Genomic DNA, 21,883 nt, shown 5'->3' with positions numbered 1-21,883 from the left:
CGGCCCGGGACGCTCAGTAGTTCTCGACGGTCCGGTCGGCGACGCTGTCGAACGCCTCGGCGATCAGCGACTTCTGCTCCTCGGTGTTCCGCTTCGCCGCGCCCACCGACGGGGCGGACGAACGCGGCCGCGTGACATTCTCGACGGTCACGCCGGCCTCGGGCCACACGTTGAGCGAGTAGTACGGCGCCGGGCCCATGTTGCCCGGCTCGTCCTGGACCCAGCGCACGCTCTTCAGCCCGGGGAAGCGAGCCACCTCGGCCCTGATCTCGTCGACGGGAGCGGGGTACAGCTGCTCCACCCGGGCGATCGCGAACCGGCCCGCGTCGTCGCGCTTGGCGCGCTCGACCATCAGGTCCCAGGTGATCCGGCCCGAGCAGATCAGCAGGGTGTCCACCGTCGACGGGTCGGCGTCGTCGTCGGTGATGAAGGGCCGGAACGTGCCCGTGGTGAAGTCGGCCGGCTGGGACGCCGCGTCCTTGCGCTTGAGCATCGACTTCGGGGTGAACACCACCATCGGCCGGTGCTCCTCGCCCAGGGAGTGCTGACGCAGGAGGTGGAAGTACGACGCGGGGGTCGACGGCTGCGCGACCACGAACGCGTCGTCCGCCGCCATCGTCAGCCACCGCTCGATCCGCGCGGAGGAGTGGTCGGGGCCTTGTCCCTCGTAGCCGTGGGGGAGCAGGAGGACGACCCCGGACTGCTGGCTCCACTTGGCCTCGCCGGAGGTGATGAACTCGTCGATCACCGTCTGCGCGCCGTTCACGAAGTCACCGAACTGGGCCTCCCACAGCACCAGCGCGTCGGGACGGGCCACGGAGTAGCCGTACTCGAACCCGAGGGCGGCGTACTCCGAGAGCAGCGAGTCGTAGATGTGGAACTTCGCCTGGTCCTCGGTGAGTGCCGTGAGCGGGGTCCACTCCTGGGCGTTGGTGCGGTCGATGATCGTGGCGAACCGCTGCACGAACGTGCCGCGGCGCGAGTCCTGCCCGGCGAGCCGGACCGGCCGGCCGTCCATCAGCAGCGCTCCGAAGGCCAGGATCTCGCCGGTGCCCCAGTCGATCGGACCGTCGGCGATCGCGTTGGCCCGGCGCTGCAGCTGGGGCATCACCTTCGGGTGGACGGTGAACCCCTCCGGCGGCGTGACGTAGGCGTCGGCGATCCGCTTCAGCACCTCGGGGGTGACGGCGGTCTGGGCGGTCCCGACGGGCTTCTCGGGGTAGTCCGGCACCGTCGTCCACTCGGTCGGGTGGGAGTCGGCCTCGCGCACCTCCGTGAACACCCGCTCCAGCTGCTGCTGGTAGTCCTTGAGGACCTGCTCGGCCTCCTCGATGGTGATGTCGCCGCGACCGATCAGGGACTCGGTGTAGAGCTTGCGGACCGAGCGCTTCTGCTCGATCAGGTCGTACATCAGCGGCTGCGTGTACGACGGGTCGTCGCCCTCGTTGTGCCCGCGCCGGCGGTAGCAGACCAGGTCGATCACGACGTCCTTGTTGAACGCCTGGCGGTACTCGAAGGCCAGCCGGGCCACCCGGATGCACGCCTCGGGGTCGTCGCCGTTCACGTGGAAGATCGGCGCCTGCACCATCCGCGCCACGTCGGTGCAGTACAGCGACGAGCGCGACGAGCCCGGAGAGGTGGTGAAGCCGACCTGGTTGTTGACGACCAGGTGGATCGTGCCGCCGGTGCGGTAACCGCGCAGCTGCGAGAGGTTCAGCGTCTCGGCGACCACGCCCTGCCCGGCGAACGCCGCGTCCCCGTGGACCAGCAGCGGCAGCACCGGGTACTCCGCGCCGCGGTCCAGCACGTCCTGCTTGGCCCGGGCGATGCCCTCGAGCACCGGGTCGACCGCCTCGAGGTGCGAGGGGTTCGCGGCGACCGACACCTTGATCCGGTCGCCCGTGCCGGAGACGAACTCGCCCTCGGCGCCGAGGTGGTACTTCACGTCGCCGGAGCCCTGGACCGTGCGCGGGTCGATGTTGCCCTCGAACTCCCGGAAGATCTGGGAGTACTTCTTGCCGACGATGTTGGCCAGCACGTTCAGCCGCCCGCGGTGGGCCATGCCCATGGTGACCTCGTCGAGCCCGATCTCGGCGGCCGCCTCGCAGATCTCGTCGATCACCGGGATCGTGGTCTCGCCGCCCTCGAGGCTGAAGCGCTTCTGGCCGACGAACTTGGTCTGCAGGAAGGTCTCGAAGGCCTCGGCCTGGTTGAGCTTGAGCAGGATCCGCAGCTGCTCCTCCCGCGGCGGCTTGGTGTGTGGCCGCTCGACCCGCTCCTGGATCCACTTGCGCTGCTCGGGATCCATGATGTGCATGTACTCGATGCCGGTCGTGCGGCAGTACGAGTCGCGCAGGATGCCGAGGATGTGGCGCAGCTTCATGAACCGCCGGCCCTCGCCACCGAACGACCCGGTCGCGAACTCCCGGTCGAGGTCCCACAGGGTCAGCCCGTGCGACTCCACCTCGAGGTCGGGGTGGCTGCGCTGGCGGTACTCGAGCGGGTCGGTGTCGGCCATCAGGTGGCCGCGCACGCGGTAGGCGTGGATCAGCTCGAGGATGCGGGCCTGCTTGGAGATCTCGTCGTCGTGCGACGTCGCGATGTCGTTGCTCCAGCGGATCGGCTCGTAGGGGATCCGCAGCGCCCGGAAGATCTCGTCGTAGAAGCCGCCCTCGCCCAGCAGCAGCTGGTGGATGCGCTTGAGGAAGTCGCCGGACTGCGCGCCCTGGATCACGCGGTGGTCGTACGTCGACGTCAGCGTCATCACCTTGCTGATGGCGTTGCGCGCGATCGCGTCCTCGGAAGCGCCCTGCCACTCGGGCGGGTACTCCATGGCGCCGACCCCGATGATCGCTCCCTGCCCGCGCATCAGCCGCGGCACGGAGTGGTTGGTGCCGATCGTGCCGGGGTTGGTCAGCGAGATCGTGGTGCCCTGGAAGTCCTCGACGGTGAGCTTGCCGTCGCGCGCCTTGCGCACGACGTCCTCGTACGCCGTCCAGAAGGCGGCGAAGTCCATGGTCTCGGCGCCCTTGATGTTGGGCACGAGGAGCTGGCGGGTGCCGTCCTTCTTCTGCATGTCGATGGCCAGGCCCAGGTTGATGTGGGCCGGCGTGATCTGCGTGGGCTTCCCGTCGACGGTGTCGAAGCCGACGTTCATCTCCGGCATCGCCTTGAGCGCCTTGACCAGGGCGTAGCCGATCAGGTGGGTGAACGACACCTTGCCGCCGCGGGCGCGGGAGAGGTGGTTGTTGATGACGATCCGGTTGTCCCAGAGCAGCTTGACCGGCACCGAGCGGACCGAGGTCGCGGTCGGGACCGTCAGCGAGTCGTCCATGTTGGCCGCGGTGCGGGCCGGAGCGCCACGCAGGACCGTGTACGTCGGCTGGTCCGGCGCCTCGGACGGCTCGGGCGCCTTCTTCTCCTTGGGCACCGGCTTGTCGGTGCCCTTGGCCGGTTCGGCGGCCGCGGAGTCAGGACGCGGCGTCGCCCGTGGGGCCGACTTGCTCTCGGCGGGTGCCTGAGCCTCGTCGGCGCGAGACGGTGCAGCCGGTTCGCGCGCCGGGCTCGCCGGCTCCGCCGGAGCGGCCGTCTTCGAAGGCGCAGCCGTCTTCGTGGAGGCCGCCGGAGCCCCGTTCCCGGACCCGCCGGAGCCGCCGCTGCCGCCACTCCCGTTGGGCTCGCCGCCGTTGCTCTTGAAGTACGACGCCCAGATCGGGTCCACACTGCCCGGATCGCGTTGGAACTGTTCGTACATCTCCTCGACGAGCCACTCGTTGGCTCCGAAGTCCGAGGAAGGTGCCGAGGCTGGATCGGACGGGTTGGTCTGCTGCTGCGGCACGGGTGTTCTTCGCCTCTTCCGGGACGTGCGCGTGGGTGATCGGGCCTGATGTCGGCTCCGTCGTCGGCCTGTCAACCAGGCTAGTCCCCCACGCACGCAAATACCGAAGTACGGTGCTGGGTTGGTGCAAGGTGTACCCGACCGGCACGACCCGGTCGTCGTGACCCGATCGTCGCGAGGTTCCCGGAGTCCCTCCGGGCACCCGCGGCAGCCCCCTGAACAGATCGAAAAGGAACCGAGGCTTGCCTCCCCTCTCCGCGCTCCCGTCCAGATCCAGCACCCGGTCCAGCACCCGGTCCAGCATCCGGTCCGGCACCCCTTCCGGCACCCGTTCGGGGCCACGGTCGGCCAGTGCCGTCGCAGCGGTCCTGGTCGCGCTCGCCCTGGCCGCCGGAGGCTGCAGCAGCAGCACGGACTCGTCCGCTCCTCAGGCCGGGCCGTCCTCCTCGAGCTCCACGAACGTCGGCGGGGCGCGGCCGGTCGAGTCGAAGGTCCTGCTCGGCCGAGTCGCGGGCAACCTGCACCAGCCCAACCGGAAGATCTTCCAGAAGCACCGCAAGCGCGTGCTGAAGCGGGTCGGTGCCGCGGTCGACACCTGGATCGACGGCGGGTTCGTCGGCGTCGACTACCCGCGCAAGCACTTCAAGTCGGCGTTCGCCGCGTTCACCGGCCCGGCTCGGCACGACGCCCGCCGGCAGCTGAAGCTGCTGACCAACTGGAGCCTCCGCAGGAAGATCGACGGGGTCCACGTCCGGAAGCGCACCGTGATCGTCGACGTGCTCGCCCCCCACGGGCGGCCGGCGGGCGCCACCGCTCGCGTCCTCCTGGTGTTCAAGACCACCGGGCACCGCAAGCTCGTCGTGACCGTGAGCGGCCGGCTGTTCCTGATCCCGGACGGCCACGGCGGGTGGCGGATCTTCGGGTACGACGTGTCCCAGGGAGGCAAGTGATGAAGGCGTTCACGAGGCATCGCGTCCTGCGCCTGGCCAAGCTGGCGACGCTCGGCGTCGTCCTGGCCGTCGTCACCCTGGCCCTCCCGGACGCCGCACCGAAGTCGACCGAGATCGCGCTGGTCAAGGTCCACCAGGCCAACGCGGCAGCGATCAACGACCACGTGATCTCGATCCTGGCCGTCGGCTCCGACGCACGACCCGGCGAGAACTTCATCCACACCCGCGGCGACGCGCTCCAGCTGGTCACGATCAACACCCAGACCCACGCGGCGAGCATCATCGGCGTACCCCGCGACTCCTGGGTCGACATCCCCGGCCACGGGCACGACAAGATCAACGCCTCGCTCTACTACGGCGGCCCGCAGCTGCTCGGTGACACGGTCGGGAACCTGATCGGCGTGCACCCGAAGTACGTCTTCGTCACCCGCTTCCAGTGGTTCAGCGCGATGGTGCGCTCGATCGGGGGCATCGACATCCGCAACCCGTACGCCTTCAGTGACGACCCCCTGAAGCGCACCGGCTTCAAGGCCGGGCGCATCCACCTCAACGGGTACGACGCCATGGCCTACTCACGCATCCGGCACTCGCTGCCCCGGGGCGACTTCGACCGGTCGGCCCACCAGGAGATCGTGCTCAAGGGCATCCAGTCCAAGGTGCACGCGAACGCCGCCAAGCCGGGGTTCATCGAGCACGGCGTCCTGAACGCGATGAGCCACATGTACACGAACCTGCCTCCGACCGAGCTCTTCCGGCTGGCCCAGGTGCTGGCCCAGGTCGACCCGCACAAGGTGCGGTCGTGCGTGGTCCAGGGCGGGATCGGCGTCTCGTCGGGCGGGGCCAGCATCGTGCTCCCGTACGTCGCCCAGGCGCGCGACATGGGCCGGCAGATCCGGCACGACGCCACCCTCTCGCACTGCGGCTGACCTCCCGGCGCGATCGTGGGCTCGCGGGTCGGAGCAGAATGGGTGCCGTGCGGGTGGCTCGCGTGTACGACATGGACGCCGGTGAGGAGGCTGTGAAGATCCTCGTCGACCGGCTGTGGCCGCGTGGAATCCGCAAGGACGACCCGCGCATCGACGAGTGGTGCCCGGACGTGGCGCCCAGCACCGCGCTTCGGAAGTGGTTCGCGCACCGCCCCGAGGTCTTCGACGAGTTCGCGCAGCGCTATCGCGACGAGCTCGACGGGGACGATGGCCGGGCGGCTCTGGCCCGCGTGCGTGAGCTGGCCGATGGTCGCTCGGTGGTGCTGCTCACCGCCACCCGCGACGTCGAGCACAGCCAGGCCACCGTGCTCGCCGAGGTCTTGGCCGACCTTCCGTAGTCCCGGCGCCCGGGGTTCGCAGGTCAGGCGCTCAGGGCCAGCCTCATCGCCGCGATGTGTGCGGGTGTCGACCCGCAGCAGGCGCCGACCAGGTCCACGCCGAGGTCGCGCAGCACGCGGGCGTGCTCGGCCAGGTCGTCGGGCGAGGCGTCGTAGACGAACCGGTCGCCGACCAGCTGGGGAAGTCCCGCGTTGGACTGCGCGGCGACCAGGAGACCGTCGGCACGCGCCCGGGTCAGCTGCTCGGCGATGGCCTCCATCTCTCCGGGTCCACGGCCGCAGTTGGCGCCGACCGCATCCACGCCGGCTTCGCCGAGCGCGGCGACGGCGTCCTCCGGTCGGACGCCCATCATCGTCCGGAGGTTGGTGTCGAAGCTGAGGGTGGCGATGACCGGGAGATCGGGCACGACCGCATCCGCTGCCGCGACGGCAGCCAGAACCTCCGCGACGTCACTCATCGTCTCCACGAGCACGACGTCGATGCCGCCCTCACGGAGGCCGGTCAGCTGCTCCACGAACAGCTCCTGGGCCTCCGCCGGCTCCATCGCACCCAGCGGGGCCAGCAGCTCACCCGTGGGTCCCAGATCCCCCGCGACGAGCACGCCGTGCCGGCGTGCGACGTCGCCGGCGAGCGCGGCACCGGCCCGGTTCAGCTCGTGGACGCGGTCCTCGAGGCCGTGCATGGCCAGTCGCGGTCTGGTCCCGCCGAACGTGTTCGTCGTCAGGATGCGGGCGCCGGCCTCGGCGTACGCCTCGTGGATCGCGCTCACGACCTCGGGGCGATCGACGTTCCACAGCTCGCCCGAGCCGCCGTCGTCGAGCCCCCGCTCCTGCAACATGGTGCCGAGCCCGCCGTCCAGGAGGACGGGTCCGTGGTCGCCGAGGAGCGCTCGCAGCCGGTTCATCCGGCCATTGTCCCGCTCAGCCGGAGGCGTTGTCGGTGCGTCTCAGTAGCGTGGGCGCATGGCGTACGACGAGGGTCTCGCGGCGCGGATCCGCGAGCACGTGGCGGGCGAGCCGGTCGTCGAGAAGAAGATGTTCGGCGGCCTGGCATTCCTGCTGGGCGGGCACATGGCCGTCTCGGCCAGCGGTCAGGGCGGGCTGCTGGTGCGGTGCGAGCCCGCGGACACGGCCGGCCTCCTGGCCGAGCCGGGTGTCGGCCCGATGGAGATGGGCGGGCGCGGGCCTATGGACGGGTGGCTGCGCGTCGCGGCCGACGCCGTCGCCGGCGAGGACGCGCTGGAGCGCTGGGTCGAGCGCGGCCTGGCCTACGCCCGGTCGCTGCCGCCCAAGTGAGACCGGGTCGGACCTGTGTCGTCGACCAGGTGACGACCAGGTGAGGGGTGGGACGCGCGGAGCCGACATGATCGGGCCATGATCGAGCTCCGCAGCGACAACACCGCCGGCGTCGCACCCGAGATCCTGGCCGCCCTCCAGGCGGCCAACACCGGCTCGGCGCTGGCGTACGGCGGCGACGACCTCACCGCCCACCTCCACGACGTCGTACGGACGGTCTTCGAGCACCCCACCGCCCGGGCCTTCCCGGTCACCAGCGGGACCGCCGCGAACTCCCTCGCCCTCTCGGCCTCGACGCCGCCGTGGGGCGCCGTCCTCTGCCATCCCTCGGCCCACATCGTGACCGCCGAGGGCGGAGCGACCTCGATGTACGGCGGCGGTGCCGTGATGCAGGGTGTGGGGGGCTCGCACGCCTTGATCGACCCGGAACGGCTCCGGTCCGCGCTCGACAAGGTCCGGTGGGGCGACCCGCACGAGAGCCAGCCGAGCGTGCTCTCCCTGACCCTCCCCAGTGACTTCGGCACCCTCTACCGTCCGGACGAGATCGCGGTCCTGACCGGAATCGCCCGTGAGCGCGGCATGCGGGTGCACGTCGACGGGGCACGGATCGCGAACGCCGTGGCCGCCCTCGGCTGCTCGCCGGCGGACGTCACCTGGCGCGCCGGGGTCGACGTGCTGTCCCTGGGCGCGACCAAGAACGGCGCCCTGAGCGCCGAGGCGATCGTGGTGTTCGACGACCGCATCGCCGACGAGCTCGTGTACCGCACGAAGCGGGCCGGACACGTGACCAGCAAGATGCGGTTCCAGTCGGCGCAGGTGACGGCGTACCTCACCGACGAGCTGTGGCTGCGACTGGCGGCCAACTCCAACCAGCGGATGGCCGAGCTGGCCACCGAGCTGGCGTCGCTGGCGCCGTACGGCGTCCGGCTGCAGGAGCGCGTGGACGTCAACATGGCCTTCGTCGAGCTGCCGTCGACCGCCATCGACGCGCTCGCCTCCGAGGTCCTCTTCTACCGGATGAGCGACACCAGCGCGCGGCTGGTGACGAGCTGGCAGACGACGGCCGAGGACGTCGCTGCTGCGGGGGCGAGGTTCCGTGAGGCGGTGACGAGGACCGGCTGACGGACTCAGGTCTCGGGGGCTGCTCGTGGTCCCAGACCGTCGAGATACTCCGCGAGGCGTTCGGCGGGCCACTGCTCCTCGAGGTCCTTCACGACGCGGTCGCAGACCTCGTGGCCGCTCCCCTCGGCGGGCGTCCACTCGCTGCGGACCCAGCCGTCGAGGTAGGTGTCGCTGCTGGTCTCGCCCAGGCGCATGGCGGCCTCGTCGATCGCCTCCTGGAAGCGCGGGGCCAGGGGAGCCTTGGTCGTCTGGTCGCCGTCACGGGCGACGACCAGCGACGGCAGGTCGCGCCAGCTGGTCACCTGGTACTCGGTCACGCCGTGAGGCTAGCCGTACGGCAAGCCTCAGCGGCACGAGGTCAGGCGGCCGTCCCACAGCGCCGGCCCGAGCACGAGCCACGCCCCGCCGTAGTACGTCGGCCGGCCGGCGTCGGACTGTTGTGCGCCCGTCTCCAGGTCCGCCGCGCCACCGGTGTCGCCCGCCGCCCGGGCGCTCGCCGCAGAGGCGACGAGGGCGACCGTGGACGGGGAAGGGTCCACCGGGTCGCCCGTCGGGCCGAGTGCCGTGGCCGCCGAACGGTCGTCCTGCTGCAGGATCTTCCACCACGCGCCGGCCAGACCTCGAGCGCGTGGGTCGCAGGCAGCGCCGAACCAGAGAGGGACGCGCTGGGCGTCGGGTCCGTACTGCGGGGAGCCGCCGCCACCGCCGCTGCCGCTCGCCACCAGACGGTCACCTTCCATCCGGGCCCAGTCCGGCGGCAGCTGCCTCCCGTGCTCGGTCAGCGCGTCGACGAGATCGATCGACGTCCGGCCCAGATCGTCCCAGCGGTCGTCGCCGGTGAGTCCGGCGAGGTCGGTGAAGACCGATGGCATCAGGTACGACGGGTCCACCACCGGGGTCGAGCCGGTGGCCCAGGGACCGGCGGTCAGGACGAGGTCGCCCGCGCTGCTCCGGACCGTCTCGTGGCGCAGGACCGCCTCCGCCAGCGCACGCCCCCGGGCATGCAGAGCCGCCGCGTCGGTGCCGGCGTACCGCTGGAGTGCGTACGCCGCGAGGGTGTCGGCGTCGGACGCCGCCTGCTCGTCGAGCACGTTCCCCTGCTCGTCGGCGTGGTAGGAGAGCAGGCCGTCCGACCGAGCCAGATGATCGTGCGTCCACGACCAGATGGAGCGGACGACGTCGGGGCGACCGGCCAGCTCGGCGATCAGCATCCCGTAGGCCTGACCCTCGCTGACCACGTCGTTGCCCTGGTCGCGCCGCAGCACCCGCCCGTCGGCCGTGACGTAGCGCGACAGGAAGGCGTCGGCGGCGGTCATCGCGGCTCCTGAGGACGAGCGAAGGGAGGTCGTGGGAGTACTCGACGTGTCGGCACGGGTGCCGCCTCCGGCGGAGGAGGGAGTGCCACCGCAGCCGGCGAGGGCGAGGGACACCACGCTCGCCACCGCCACGACGGCGAGCGGGGTCCGGGCCGGGCCGGGCAGCATGTCTCTCTCCTCGACGACGGGGCAGCCCAGGAGGTACCCGTTCCGTGCGAGCCGGATGCGCACGGCGGGGCGGCGGACACGGGACGTCATACGGATCCGCACCTATGGCTCGCGATTCGCATGACGTCCGCCGCGGCGCCCCAGGCACTGGGCGCCCCCGGCAGGATTCGAACCTGCGCTCCCGCCTCCGGAGAGGGAGCCGAGGACCAGACGGACAACGACGGCAATTGACGTTTGCCCAGGTCAGACGGCTCTTTCCCCCGGAGGCTGTGACGATAACCGATGACGAAAACGGGCTATTGGCGGACGTCGTGTTGCCCATCTGTTGCCCAAGCCGACGTCGGGCGGCCGCGACCTCGCGATCTTGCGTGTCCCTCGCAGTTGAGGAGCGCTTGCCCTCTCGTTCTGCACGCGCCACAATTGTGTACATGACTGTAGAACCCCTGCGTGAGGTGCGCAACCACTTCAGCGACGTGATCGATCGCGTCGAGCGTGAGCATGAGCGGGTCACGGTCACTCGCAACGGGCGGGCCGCCGCGGTCATTATCAGCCTCGAGGACCTCGCCGAGCTCGAAGAGACACTCGCCGTGCTCAGCGACCCGGAGGCCCTGGCGGACATTCGCGAAGCCGACGCGGCCTATCGGGCTGGCGACGTCGTCCGCGGCGTTGATGCGGTGCGCGCTCTGCGCTCGTGAGTGCGCGCGACCGCTACGAGTTGGTCCTCGCGCCGCCGGCGATCCGGGCCCTGCAGTCCGGGCTTCCGGAGGCGGTGGCCGCAGCGGTCATCGAGTTCATCACAGGCGCGTTGCTTGAGAACCCGCAACGCGTCGGCAAGCCGCTGCGCGGCGAGCTGGCCGGCATCCATTCAGCCCGGCGGGGCACCTACCGGGTGCTCTACCGCATCAACGACCAGCTCGGCGAAGTCCTGGTGATCCGCATCGATCACCGCGCGGACGTGTACCGATCAAGGTGAGTTTCCTCGGCCGATCTGGGGCCTGTTGCCGCCACCACGCCCCCGTGCCGAGCGGAGATGAGGTCAACGAGCGATCGAAGTCCCAACAGTTGTTGCGGTTTGGGCGAACGCGTCGTAGCGTCGAGATCCGTGGCCGGAGACCTCCGCACCTCCACCCTGCGGGCTCTCGCGCACCCGTTACGGCTCCAAATCCTGTCTCTCCTGACCCCGCAGGCGATGAGCGCGGCCGAAATCGGCCGAGCGCTGAATACGACGTCCGCAAACGCCAGCTATCACCTTCGTGTCCTTCATCGAGAGGGGCTAATACGACTGGAGTCCGAAGAAAAGGGTCGGGGCGGCGTTGCGCGGAAGTATCGATATGTGCGAATGCTTCCGATGGATGGCGATAAGCCCGCTACCGTGACAGACACCACTATGCTCGACGTTTTGGGAAAGGAGCTTAGTCGGCGCAGTTCTAGATTGGCCGTCGGGCCCTCGACCATTGCCGATGCCGAGCTATACGTCAGCGAGCGGGAGTGGCGGGAAATCGTTGATGGCGTCGCCGACTTCGTTGAGCGACTACACGCGGTCGCGAGGCCGCGAGGATGCCCGGGGACAATCCCGGTGAATATGACCGTGGCACTCTTCGGTATGGGGAGCAGTTGAAGGAACTTTGAAATGAGCTCGGGTGCACTCGAACCGCTGAAATCATCAAACTTCCGCCTCCTTGCAGCCGGCAGAACGGTGTCAATGGCAGGCAACGCAATAGCCAACATCGCCTTGGGCTTTGCTGTTCTGGACCTAACTGGCTCACTGAAGAGCCTGAGCATAGTGGTGGCATCAAGATCGACCGCAAACCTATTGTTCGCGATAATTGGAGGGACAGCCGCAGACCGTTATGACAAGAAGCAGGTCCTGCTTGCCGCGTGCTTAGGCAGTGCAACTAGCCAGACAGCCCTCGCCACCGTCATGATTTCGCGTATAGATAATTTGTTGGTTCTGTCAGCCCTCGCTGGACTGAGCGGACTGACGGCGGCATTCGCCTTTCCGGCGTCGGGAGCGCTCCTTCCTAATACGGTTGAACCTGAGGTCCTGACGCAGGCCAACGCCTTCGTACGTATCGCCACGAATTCAACTGGCCTCGTTGCCACGGCGGCGGGCGGTGCACTAGTGGCTATACTTGGCCCCCCTGCCTGCCTGTATGTCGACGCAGCTAGTTTCGTCTTGGCTGCTGCATGCTTCGGGGCGATTCGCTTGTCTCGTATAGACTTAGCTGATGTAGAGGTTCAAGGCACGAGCTATCTGCAAGACCTTGCGCAGGGATGGCACTACCTGCGCACAAGTAGCTGGGTCTGGAGTATCGTAGTGGCGGCGATGGTCGTTAATGCCTGCAGCATCGCCTCCATCGCGGTAATCGGACCTGCCATAGCGGACGCCGAGTTTGGGCGGAAGGCATGGGGCGTAATTCTGGCAATGGACGCGCTTGGGCTTGTAATTGGGGGCCTTGTAGCAATCCGCATTCGCAATCATCTCAGTTTGAAGTTGGGTACCTTCTGTCTTGTGGGTGAGGCGCTGCTTCCATTTGGCCTCGCTCTCAATCCAACGGTCTGGTTCTTGATAGTTATTACTCTTGTTGGCGGGGTTGCGTTAGAGCAGATGGCTGTTTCCTGGGAAAGTAGTCTGCAAAGATACGTTCCCGAAAAGATGTTGGCCAGAATCTACGCATACGATATGTTTGGATCCCTAATGGCCGTGCCAATTGCGCAGTTGATCATTGGGCCCATGGCCGAATCCATTGGGCAAGAACGCACCCTACTTCTAGCAGGCATCACCATATGTGTGAGCGGACTCGCACCGCTAACGTCGCGGAGCCTGCGCGACCTTCCCCGCTTGGGCGCACCGTTTCCCCAGCCGAGTTAAAATCTGTCTAGTTTCGTACTAGGACTGCTAAATAGCGAGGGCCGGTCTTGGTGACTGTCTGCATAGTCCAGCCCGAGTCAGTCGCGATCGCGTCGAGTCCTTCGGGGGGAAGAAAGAGAAACGAGAACCAACGAGTGGCAAGGGGCCCATACCGGAAGCGAGCCCGCTGCTCCCCTCGCCATCGGCCCGCACGTTCGTTCGCATCCGCGTACGCTGCATCATACGCCTCGCGTTCGGCGGCCTCGGTGAGCAGAGACTCCCCGACCAGGTGCGATCCGGGCGGGGCCAGTTCTGCTAAACGGTGAAGGGTCTTCCCGGCACTGTCCTTGTCCGAAAGAAGGCCCAGGCCGTTGCCGAGCAGCAGATAGGTCAACACACCGTGTGGGATGATCTCACCCAACACGGCGTCCTGGACCGATGCCTCATGCACCTCGAGGAGGCCGCGAGACCTGCTCACCTTGACAGCTCCGGGCGAGCTATCGATGCCGATGACCCTGTGGCCGCGACGTTGCAGCGGCAGCGCATGGCGACCAGCGCCGCACCCCAGATCGATCACGACTCCAACGAGCCACGGGACCACGTCGTGGTAGATAGAGTCCCATTCGTCCTCATCTTGAAAATACTTCGCGCTGGGCTCAACACTAACGCTGCCATCGTCCCTCTCGATCACGCCGCAAGGCACGTAGTCCGGCGCATAGGTCAAATAGTCCAGCAGCATGGCGCCGAAGGCGTCGCCTACAGTTGGCTCAGGTGTGCAGCCCGTGCTGTCCATGCGCTTAAGGAGTGTTCCCGGTGACCTGGACGATCTCCAGCTGACGCCTCTGCTCGTAGGGGGAGGCTGGCGCTGTTGTTGTCGCTGCCTTCCAGTAGCCAGCACGAAGGAGTCGCATCCTGACATGCCACGCCGCGGCCAGAAGAGTGTCCGGGGTGGGCCCGAAGCCCGAATCCGACTCTTCGGACGTTATGGATGTGATCGGCTCAGGCTGCAGGACGTAGTGACCATCTGACTCGAGGGTTTCGACGTTGCGTTGGACTGCCCTTGACTTCCACATGGCCGCGTTCATGGCTGGGGCAAAGACGATCGTCCTCTCGTAGGAGACTATCGTGGTCGAAAGCAGGTCGTCAGCGATCCCGTTGGCAGCCTTTCCCAAGATGTCGGCCGAGGCAGGCAATACAAGGAACATCTCGGCCCACCTACTCAGGCTAATGTGCGGCGCCTTGACTTCACTATTGCCCCAGATATCAGTAACTGGCGCCCCATCCGTATACAGAGAGAGATGCCGGCTTGAGACCATTTCTGACGCGCTTGCGGTGAGGATGAGGCGCAATTCGGAAGTAAATGATCGCTTGAGCGCAAACAGGTAGTCACCAAGTTGGGCCACGTGGATGGAACCGGAAGCACCAACGAGGAGACGATCACAGGGTGGCGTGGAGTACATTTTCAGACTTCCGAACGAATGAGGGGCGGGGCAATCGCGAAAAGTGTTATCGTGTACGACCGCCCGCCGCCCGCTGGCGGCCCGCGGCCGTCAGCAACCCTTGCAGTTGTTATCCCAGAGACGCTTCGCGAGCAGTTCTTGCGTGCCCTTCGAAATCCACGTCATTGAACCCTGCCTCCTTCCATTTGATCAGTCTCATCCCTTCGGACAAGTCGCCACCGGCCCTCGGTAAGGCGACGCGAACAGGCTCTCGGCAGCAATTAGTTCCAGGCTCCGCCCGATCGTATGCTTTTGAGGCGGGCATTGGCACTCAGGCTCGTCCATCCACTCTTTCGGGCAAATCGCCCCATGACATGCTGGGCTGAAATAGCAAGTCTGACATTTTGACGTGGCGTCGGCTGCGTAGCCAATGCCCCGCATCCCGTCCGTCTCGCACCACAGCGCCATTTTTTGCCAATCCAGCGTCATGGTTCCATCTGGTTCGAGTTTCCCAACTATGTTGCGATCATGATAGTCCAATTCAACCGTGCACTTGTATACCGACCCGTCTGGGCCGATGACAAAGGAACGTGGATTGGCCGCGTAGCATACGAACCCGTCAGGCTGAAAAGCCGAGACGCCCATGACGTCATGTAGTCCGTACTGGGATAGGAGTTCTCTGCCTTTGACGTGCGCTTGGGCCAGCGATTTTCCCTCCAGGACTGGAAGGGCGTCGTCGTTAGCTCCACCCCATCGACCAACTGCCTCCAACTCAACAGCGAAGCGCGGATCATTCCCAAACTCGTCGGCAAGGAATGTCAGAAAATCCGGGAGAGAATCCATGCCTTGTTTGTCGAAGTTGTGGCGGATGGCGACCTGGAGGGGGTAATTGGAGTCGCGAAGGTTTCGAAGGTTCCCGACGATAGTTTCGAATGTCGATTCACCGTTGATGCCTGGGCGATGAGCGTCGTGCTGATCATGAAGCCCGTCGAGAGTGATTTGGTAATTTGTGACTCCTGCACCGACGATCACCTCCGCTACCTCGGGCGTGAGAAGCGATCCGTTGGTTGTGGCCGAGAAGAGGTACGTCGCACCCCTCTCCTCACACCATGTTCGGAGCACGCCAGTCACGCGGCCGATGAGCTCCCAAGCCAGTAGAGGTTCACCACCAAACCAAGACAGGGTTAGGTGGCGAAGGTCGTCATGCGATTGAACGAATCGGACGAGAGCATCTTCCATCTCGGCGGACATCTGCCCTCGGATGAATTTCTCGTAACAGTAAACGCACCTGAAGTTGCACTGTTCGGTTGGCATGACAATGAGATGCAAGGCATTGTCTGTATAGCGTCCGATGTACTTCTTGTGTACTGCTTCGTCCTCGCTGTATTCAGATGGAATCAGGAATCCGCCATCTCGAAGATCGGCCAGAATCCCCTCCAGCGGGCCTTCGCTAACAGCGCCACGTCTTAGAGCTTTGCGAGCGGTGTCCACGTTGGCCTGTTCGACGATTCCCGTTGCCCCGGTTCGCGAACAATGGACGACCATGGACCCGTCATCAAGATGGGAGAGGCTCAAATACTTCGAGGCTATATAGTGTTCCACCTCAACTGCAGTCATTTATCCTCCCGAGCGGTCCCGGACACGATTCAGTTGACCCTCTCGGCGTAGCAGACACAGCCTTGAGTGTCAAGAGGCTGTCCGTGCTTGAACCCCAGGCTGGTAACGGACCGCTTCGGCTTGACCGCGGGGGTGACTCCCGGTGCGGGCACCAGACGCGGCGAGGTTCGATGCGAACCCGCCGCCAGCAGCTGATCCTGGTCGCTGATCCAAGGCCGCGCCATGCGGGTTCGTCGCCTTCTTCGGTGAGGACCCATCTGCAGGCATCCCTGTTTGGCAGAGCGCCGAAGCCGCGAGAAACGGGTCGGCGGTGGCATGAATGACGGGACGCGAGCGCGGCGTACTGCCAGTGACCAGCCCGATGCCTTGCACCATGAGGACAGTCTGGCAACTCGCGAGCCTTGCTACCGCTCATCGGATGAGTGCCGTTCGGAACGCAGTGATTTGTCCGGATCTTGGCTCGGCCGGGGCCCCGCAGGGTTGGGCCTACTTGGCTTGAGTCAGGGATGGAGCTCGATCGGCGGTACCCATCGCCCGCGCCGTGCGCTATCGCCGGGAGGCGGAGACGAGCGAGTTGAGGACCTCGTCGACGTCCTTCGTGTTTGGGCGGTAGACGCGCACGCGGTGATCTGAACGTGTGCCGGCGGGGTCTTGGGTGATGGCGCCGAACGCGGTGAGGCGGCGTAGGTGTGCCTGGAGGAGGGAGGCGCTGAGGTTGAGGCGCTCGGAGAGCTCGCTGCGGCTGGCGGGGCCGTCGAGGACCAGGGACCGGAGGATTGCGACGCGGACCCGGTTGCCAAGGATGTCGATGGCTCGTTCGACGGCTGGGGGGAGGTCGGTGCGGGCGGGGGTCGGCACGGCGTCATTGTGGTCGTCACGTTTGCCATTCGACACTTGTGTACTTATCTCAATCTCGAGGTGCGGATGTCGATTCACGTGGAGGCGACGGGACGAGTCACGGGCGCGCCGAGCCCGGTGTCAACCGACCACGGCGTGCTCGCGGTGTTCGTGCTCGACCCTTCTCCGGAGCCGGCGCCGGTCGGTGCGGCTCACGGGTGTGAGGTGCGGTGTCGAGACGAGCGGTTGGTCGGCGAGTGCTCCGACATGGTGAGGTCGGCGCCCCGGTGGCCGTCACGGGCGAGCTCATCTCCTGTCTGTGGTCTCGGGTCCGGTGGAGGACGAGCTGTGTGGGGTCCGAGTCGGCATCGAGGCCGACGATGTCCGCTTCGGATCGGAGAGGGAACCGCGCCCCTGAGGTGGTTCGCGCGGCGTCGGCGACCGAATCCAGTCCGGGGCTGTGAGCACCTCGAGTCGCGGTGGCTTCTGCTGTTGCCGCCCCACGATTTCAGCGCACCCGCCCCTTCGAGCTCTTCCTGCCTCAGCCCCTACCGCGAACTCCTCACCTTCGCTTGCCGCCCTACCCATTGCCAACCGTCAACGGCTCCAGAACTCCTGGCCCCACAGGCCCCTTTCTCACTCCTCAATCTGCGGCACGCATGCTACGAAGTTCGGTAAGGAAAAGGGCGGCTGACCTGCGGGTTTGTGGCTGTCGACGGCTGTAGACGGTGTCGTCGGAGGGGTGTTCTCGGGATGCATGGTGGGTTGAAGATCTACCGCGGGAACCCGGCGGCGGCGCGAGCGTATGTGGAGGCCGATCGGGGGCGTGTCGACGACTACTACCTGGCCGAGGGCACCGGCCTGGCGGCCCGGCTGGTCGCCACTCCGGACGCGATCACCGAGATGCCGGCGATGGACGGCCCGACCTATGAGCGGTGGGTGGCCGGCCGGATCGTTGATCCCGGTCCAGACGCTGGCCGGCCGAAGGGTCGGCTCCGTAGTGATGATCAGGCGGTCCGGTTCGTCGAGGTCACGGTCAACGGTCCGAAGACCTGGTCGCTGGCCGCGGCGGTGGATCCGGAGGTAGCGGCGGCGTACGACGCGGCTCAGGACCGCGCCGCCGGGCAGATCGTGGGCTGGCTCGCGTTGCACGCGACGACCCGGGTCGGGCCACGCGGGCGGCAGGTCCAGGTGCCGGTGGAGGAGCTTGAGGCCGCGGTGGTGCGGCATTACACGTCGCGGGCAGGGGATCCGCACCGCCATCTCCACCTGCAGGTCAACGCCCGGGTGTGGGCGCAGGGGCGGTGGCGGGGCCTGCACACGGTCGGGGTGCGCGACAGCCTGGAGGCGATCAACGGGATCGGGCACGCCGCGGTGATGTGCGACCCGGGGTTCCGGGCCGTGTTGGCCGCCCACGGCTTCACCCTCGACCCCGAGACCGGCGAGATCACCCAGCTGGCCTCATATGTGGGGGCGTTCAGTGCCCGCGCCAAGCAGATCGAGACCCGCGTCGACTCCTACGAGGCCGCTTGGCGCGCGGAGCATCCCGGCCAGGAGCCGGGCTCGAAGCTGCGGCGGGCGTGGGACCGGTCGGCCTGGGCCATCGCGCGTCCGGACAAGGTCGTGCCCACCGATGGCGCCGAGCTGACCGCCCGTTGGGTCGAGGAGCTGCGCGAACTCGGATTCCGGGAACCCGACCGACCAGAGAGCCCCACACGTGGACTGGCTGTGCGGCCGGGGTCGCTGGACCGCGACGCCATGGTCGAGACCGCGCTGACGCGGCTGGGTGCCCGGCGGTCGGCGTGGAACCCGGCCGATGCCCGCGGTGAGGTGGAGAAGCTGATCGCCGCCGCCGGGATCGTGACCGACCGGAGTGTCCGAGGTGAACTGGCCGAGGACCTGACCGCCCGGGTGGTCGCCGCCTCCCGACCTTTGCTGGGCCGTGGCGATGTGCCGGAGCATGTCCGGTCGTTGACCTCGACCCGGGTACTCGCGGTCGAGCACGAACTGGTCCAGCAGATCACCGCTCGCGCCGAGGATGAGGCGTTCCCCGCTTACGTGCGGGAGCTGCGCGGCCGGGTCGACGGACTCGACGCCGACCAACGGGGTGCAGTGGCACACCTGACCGGCACCAGTCGGATCACCGTTGTGGAGGGTGCGGCCGGGGCGGGGAAGACGGCCATGCTGGCCGCTGCCCGAACGGTCTCCCTTGATCAGGGGCACCGGATGGTCGTGGTCACGCCGACCCGGAAGGCGGCCATGGTCGCCGAAGGACAGATCGGTGCCGCGTCGTATCCGGTGGCGTGGTTGCTGTACCAACACGGGTTCCGCTGGGACGACGACGGCCACTGGACCCGGGTCCCCAGCCAGCCTGATGTGGCGGCGCGGCTGCATCGCGACGACCTGCTGGTCGTCGACGAGGCGGGCATGCTCGACCAGGACACGGCCTGCGCCCTCCTCGAGGTGGCCGACGAGACGGGTACCCGGGTCGGGCTGGTCGGGGACCGGCACCAGCTCCCGGCGGTCGGCCGCGGAGGAGTCCTCGACCTCGCTGCCCGCTACGCATCTGACCGGACCCTGACCCTGGAGGGGGTGCGGCGCTTCGCCGACCCCGCCTACGCCGACCTGTCGCTGCGGATGCGCCACGCCACCCAACCCGGGGAGGTGTTCGACGAGCTGGTCCGGCGCGGCCAGATCGTGGTGCACGCCAGCGAGGTCGAACGGCAGCATGCCCTGGCCGTCCGAGCCACTCGCGGGGAGCTGGTGGTCGCCGACACCCGAGAACAAGTCGCCCGGATCAACGGCCTGGCCCATCGTGTCCGAGTTCTCACCGGGGAGGCCGATGACACCGTCGTGACCGGCGCCGGGGAGCGGATCGGTGTCGGCGACCGGATCGCGACCCGCCGCAACGACCCCGACGCCGATGTCGCCAACCGCGAAACCTGGGCCGTCACCGACACCGACCGTGGTTGCCTCACCGTCGCCGGCGAGGCGGGGCGACGCACCCTGCCGGCGGAGTACGTGCGGCAGCATGTCGAGCTGGCCTACGCCACCACCGCCTACGGCGCCCAAGGCGCCACCGTCTCGATCGCGCATGTGTCGGTCGGCGACCAAACCGGCGCCTCGTCGGCATACGTCGGCATGACCCGCGGCCAACAGTCCAACGTCGCCCATCTCATCGCCGACTCCCTCGACGAGGCACGACACCAGTGGATCGACGTCTTCGGCCGCGACCGCGCCGACCTGGGACCCGCCCACGCGGCCCGGCTCGCCGTCGAAGCCATCGACCGATACGGGCCAAACGCCCCGGGAGCCCCTCCAGCCTCCCCGGCCCGACCAGCTCGGCCAGCTCGGCCGGCGCCCTACGTGCCCGCGCGCCGCGAGAGACGGCTGTCGCCCGTCGAGCTGGAGCGCCGCGACCAGGCGCGGCGACGCCGCAACCAGCAACAGCTGACGCCGGACCCGCCGTCGCCGACGCGGTCACCTGCCGGCGGCCCCGGCATCGGGTTCTGATGAACCGGTCACCGTCACGGGCGCGGTGGTGGGCGTGGGTCGAAGCGGGTGCGGCGTTGCCGACGCGGTGGTGGCGGAGGTGGCTTGGGCAGGAACTCCAGCCAGGTGATCCGGGCCAGGTCGGCGGTCTCGGGGTCCTCGTCGCTGCCGTGCCAGGAGAACACGTTGCTGGCGTGGATTCGGGTCGCGCCGTCGATGGCCGGCTGCCACGCATGGCGGACGGGGTCGGGCAGGTCGAGGTCGTCCCACAGGTCGACCAGGAAGCCGCCGTCGAGCCAGCGGATCATCATCTGTGGCAGGCCGCGGCGGATCAGGATCTCATAGGCGCGTCGCCGGTCGGCCGGATCCTTCAGGTGCCATTCGTCCTGTTCGGTGTGGCCCAGCAGGTCGGGGACCCAGATGGTGGCGAAGCAGTCCGGGGTCGGGACCCGCCACAGCCGGTCCGGTGCCCAGAACGCCACGATCCCGGTCGGGTGGTGCTCGGTGAACTCAACCCGCGTGCGGAGGGTGAGCTCCCAGCCCAGCACCGCGAACAGGCGGGCCGCCACCTTCACCGACGGGGTCTTCAGGCCACGTTCGTAGGCCGAGACCGTGGCCTGCGAGGTCCCGGCCCGGTGGGCCAGCTCGGCCTGGGTCATCCCGGCGACCCGCCGGGCCACCTCGAGGAGGTAGAAGTCGCCGTCGTCGATGGTGAGGATCGGACCACTCTACCCGTTGTGATACCCGATCGAGCGTATTTGGCCGGTTCGTTGGAGAGGGCTGCGCACCTACGCGGTGAGGCATCTGTTGCCGCCGGCCCTCCACGGACTGTTGGCGACGGGTGTCCACTCCACCCTCGGACCGCGCTTGAAGGGGGTGGACCAACCACAACCACCCATAACCGAGCTAGAGGCCAGACAGAAACGAGGCGACACACGATGAGCACCACAAGCAGCATCCGCCACCAGATCCCGTTCCCCGAGCGCGACCCCGAAGAACTGCTGACACTGTCCGAGGCCGCTGACATCCTCAGAGTGCCGATCAACACCCTGCGCTGGTGGCGCCAGACGGGCAAAGGCCCCGACTTCTTCAAGATCGGCCGCCACCTCGTCACCACAGTCGGCGACCTCCGCCGCTACATCCGTGAACAACGACGCCACAACCACTCGTGACTCGCCACAAAGAACTCGGGAGGCACCATGCCCAGCATCGAACGACGGCAACGCGCCGGCAAGCCGGTTTGGCGAGCCCACTACAGGACGCCGACCGGGGTGCAGCGCAACAAGACGTTCAACCGCAAGGTCGATGCGGAACGCTTTCTGGCCACGATCGAGGCCTCCAAGGTGGCGGGCACGTACGTCGACCCGGCCCTAGCGCGGATCACCTTGGGTGAGTGGGCCGAGATCTGGCTCTCGGCGCAGGCTCACCTCAAGGCGACCACCCGCGAGCGGTACGCGGGCATCCTGCGGGAGCACATCGTTCCGGCCTGGGGCTCCGTGCGGCTTGCGAACGTCAGCCACGCCGATGTCCAGGCCTGGGTCAGCGACCTGGCGACCTCACGACGATCGCCCTCCACCGTGCGCAAGATCCACCGGGTGCTGAGCCTGATCCTCGACCTCGCCGTCCGCGACGG

The 21,883-nt window shown here is 67.6% G+C and carries 20 protein-coding genes and 1 pseudogene; 12 read left to right on the top strand and 9 right to left on the bottom strand.

All coding sequences use genetic code 11. The annotated features are described in order from the left end of the window. Nucleotides 1-13: 13 nt before the first annotated feature. Nucleotides 14-3,838, bottom strand: a complete 3,825-nt coding sequence (locus VGK78_RS02910) for a multifunctional oxoglutarate decarboxylase/oxoglutarate dehydrogenase thiamine pyrophosphate-binding subunit/dihydrolipoyllysine-residue succinyltransferase subunit (protein ID WP_331525806.1) — start codon at nt 3,836-3,838, stop codon at nt 14-16. A 242-nt stretch (nt 3,839-4,080) separates the two neighbouring features. On the opposite strand from VGK78_RS02910, the gene VGK78_RS02905 reads away from it, so the two are divergent. From VGK78_RS02905 to VGK78_RS02895, 3 genes are read left to right on the top strand one after another with little or no spacing between them, the layout of a single operon-like run. Further along, nucleotides 4,081-4,788, top strand: a complete 708-nt coding sequence (locus VGK78_RS02905) for a hypothetical protein (RefSeq protein WP_331525804.1) — start codon at nt 4,081-4,083, stop codon at nt 4,786-4,788. Beyond that, nucleotides 4,788-5,714 carry an LCP family protein gene (locus VGK78_RS02900; RefSeq protein WP_331525803.1) on the top strand — a complete coding sequence of 309 codons (927 nt, stop codon included), beginning with the start codon at nt 4,788-4,790 and terminating at the stop codon, nt 5,712-5,714. The genes VGK78_RS02905 and VGK78_RS02900 overlap by 1 nt, the downstream gene beginning before the upstream one ends. A gap of 38 nt (nt 5,715-5,752) precedes the next feature. After that, the gene (locus VGK78_RS02895; RefSeq protein WP_414690623.1) at nt 5,753-6,112 is read left to right on the top strand and encodes a DUF488 domain-containing protein; all 360 of its coding nucleotides are present in this window, start codon (nt 5,753-5,755) and stop codon (nt 6,110-6,112) included. A 23-nt stretch (nt 6,113-6,135) separates the two neighbouring features. On the opposite strand, the gene VGK78_RS02890 is transcribed toward VGK78_RS02895, so the two are convergent. Next, nucleotides 6,136-7,017, bottom strand: coding sequence for a homocysteine S-methyltransferase family protein (locus VGK78_RS02890; RefSeq protein WP_331525801.1), 882 nt, complete (start codon nt 7,015-7,017; stop codon nt 6,136-6,138). 58 nt (nt 7,018-7,075) lie between these two features. Here VGK78_RS02890 and VGK78_RS02885 point away from each other — a divergent pair, with 58 nt between their 5' ends. Both VGK78_RS02885 and VGK78_RS02880 read left to right on the top strand, forming a co-directional pair. Then, nucleotides 7,076-7,408 (top strand): TfoX/Sxy family protein, encoded by a 333-nt coding sequence (locus VGK78_RS02885; RefSeq protein ID WP_331525800.1) that lies wholly within the window; start codon nt 7,076-7,078, stop codon nt 7,406-7,408. Nucleotides 7,409-7,486: 78 nt separating this feature from the next. Further along, the gene (locus tag VGK78_RS02880; RefSeq protein ID WP_331525799.1) at nt 7,487-8,530 is read left to right on the top strand and encodes a threonine aldolase family protein; all 1,044 of its coding nucleotides are present in this window, start codon (nt 7,487-7,489) and stop codon (nt 8,528-8,530) included. A 5-nt stretch (nt 8,531-8,535) separates the two neighbouring features. Here VGK78_RS02880 and VGK78_RS02875 read toward each other — a convergent pair whose 3' ends face one another. Together VGK78_RS02875 and VGK78_RS02870 are read right to left on the bottom strand one after the other, a co-directional pair. Continuing rightward, a complete protein-coding gene (locus VGK78_RS02875) occupies nt 8,536-8,847 on the bottom strand; it encodes a virulence factor (protein ID WP_331525798.1) in 312 nt (103 codons plus the stop codon). Between the two features lie 27 nt (nt 8,848-8,874). Next, nucleotides 8,875-10,104 carry a glycosyl hydrolase family 8 gene (locus VGK78_RS02870; protein ID WP_331525797.1) on the bottom strand — a complete coding sequence of 410 codons (1,230 nt, stop codon included), beginning with the start codon at nt 10,102-10,104 and terminating at the stop codon, nt 8,875-8,877. A 14-nt stretch (nt 10,105-10,118) separates the two neighbouring features. Here VGK78_RS02870 and VGK78_RS02865 point away from each other — a divergent pair, with 14 nt between their 5' ends. From VGK78_RS02865 to VGK78_RS02855, 4 genes are read left to right on the top strand one after another with little or no spacing between them, the layout of a single operon-like run. Beyond that, the gene (locus VGK78_RS02865) at nt 10,119-10,709 is read left to right on the top strand and encodes a type II toxin-antitoxin system Phd/YefM family antitoxin (RefSeq protein ID WP_331525796.1); all 591 of its coding nucleotides are present in this window, start codon (nt 10,119-10,121) and stop codon (nt 10,707-10,709) included. After that, nucleotides 10,706-10,987, top strand: a complete 282-nt coding sequence (locus tag VGK78_RS02860; protein ID WP_331525795.1) for a type II toxin-antitoxin system RelE/ParE family toxin — start codon at nt 10,706-10,708, stop codon at nt 10,985-10,987. The genes VGK78_RS02865 and VGK78_RS02860 overlap by 4 nt, the downstream gene beginning before the upstream one ends. A gap of 57 nt (nt 10,988-11,044) precedes the next feature. Then, nucleotides 11,045-11,632 (top strand): ArsR/SmtB family transcription factor, encoded by a 588-nt coding sequence (locus VGK78_RS20310; protein ID WP_414690622.1) that lies wholly within the window; start codon nt 11,045-11,047, stop codon nt 11,630-11,632. Between the two features lie 12 nt (nt 11,633-11,644). Beyond that, a complete protein-coding gene (locus VGK78_RS02855; protein WP_331525794.1) occupies nt 11,645-12,886 on the top strand; it encodes an MFS transporter in 1,242 nt (413 codons plus the stop codon). 7 nt (nt 12,887-12,893) lie between these two features. Here VGK78_RS02855 and VGK78_RS02850 read toward each other — a convergent pair whose 3' ends face one another. The 4 genes from VGK78_RS02850 to VGK78_RS02835 form a co-directional block, all read right to left on the bottom strand. Further along, nucleotides 12,894-13,658, bottom strand: a complete 765-nt coding sequence (locus VGK78_RS02850) for a class I SAM-dependent methyltransferase (RefSeq protein ID WP_331525793.1) — start codon at nt 13,656-13,658, stop codon at nt 12,894-12,896. A 4-nt stretch (nt 13,659-13,662) separates the two neighbouring features. Then, entirely contained in the window at nt 13,663-14,325 is a 663-nt protein-coding gene (locus VGK78_RS02845; RefSeq protein ID WP_331525792.1) for a flavoprotein, read from the bottom strand. A gap of 195 nt (nt 14,326-14,520) precedes the next feature. Next, on the bottom strand, nt 14,521-15,921 hold the full coding sequence (locus tag VGK78_RS02840; protein WP_331525791.1) for a radical SAM/SPASM domain-containing protein: 1,401 nt from the start codon (nt 15,919-15,921) through the stop codon (nt 14,521-14,523). A gap of 546 nt (nt 15,922-16,467) precedes the next feature. Then, nucleotides 16,468-16,779 carry a winged helix-turn-helix domain-containing protein gene (locus VGK78_RS02835; RefSeq protein WP_331525790.1) on the bottom strand — a complete coding sequence of 104 codons (312 nt, stop codon included), beginning with the start codon at nt 16,777-16,779 and terminating at the stop codon, nt 16,468-16,470. 732 nt (nt 16,780-17,511) lie between these two features. Between VGK78_RS02835 and mobF the strand changes: the two genes are divergently transcribed. Continuing rightward, complete coding sequence (mobF, locus tag VGK78_RS02830) at nt 17,512-20,271, top strand: MobF family relaxase (RefSeq protein ID WP_331525789.1); 2,760 nt, start codon at nt 17,512-17,514, stop codon at nt 20,269-20,271. Nucleotides 20,272-20,285: 14 nt separating this feature from the next. Here the strand turns inward: mobF and VGK78_RS02825 are convergent, their stop codons facing one another. Beyond that, complete coding sequence (locus VGK78_RS02825; protein WP_331525788.1) at nt 20,286-20,930, bottom strand: helix-turn-helix transcriptional regulator; 645 nt, start codon at nt 20,928-20,930, stop codon at nt 20,286-20,288. Between the two features lie 258 nt (nt 20,931-21,188). Between VGK78_RS02825 and VGK78_RS02820 the strand changes: the two genes are divergently transcribed. Beyond that, complete coding sequence (locus VGK78_RS02820) at nt 21,189-21,422, top strand: helix-turn-helix domain-containing protein (protein ID WP_331525787.1); 234 nt, start codon at nt 21,189-21,191, stop codon at nt 21,420-21,422. 27 nt (nt 21,423-21,449) lie between these two features. Next, nucleotides 21,450-21,883: pseudogene (locus VGK78_RS02815) on the top strand (N-terminal phage integrase SAM-like domain-containing protein); the annotation flags it as partial.

Source organism: Nocardioides sp., assembly GCF_036503465.1.
Taxonomy (GTDB): Bacteria; Actinomycetota; Actinomycetes; order Propionibacteriales; family Nocardioidaceae; genus Nocardioides.
The sequence above is the reverse complement of the archived record's forward strand: the minus strand, read 5'-3'. Positions and strand labels throughout refer to the sequence as shown.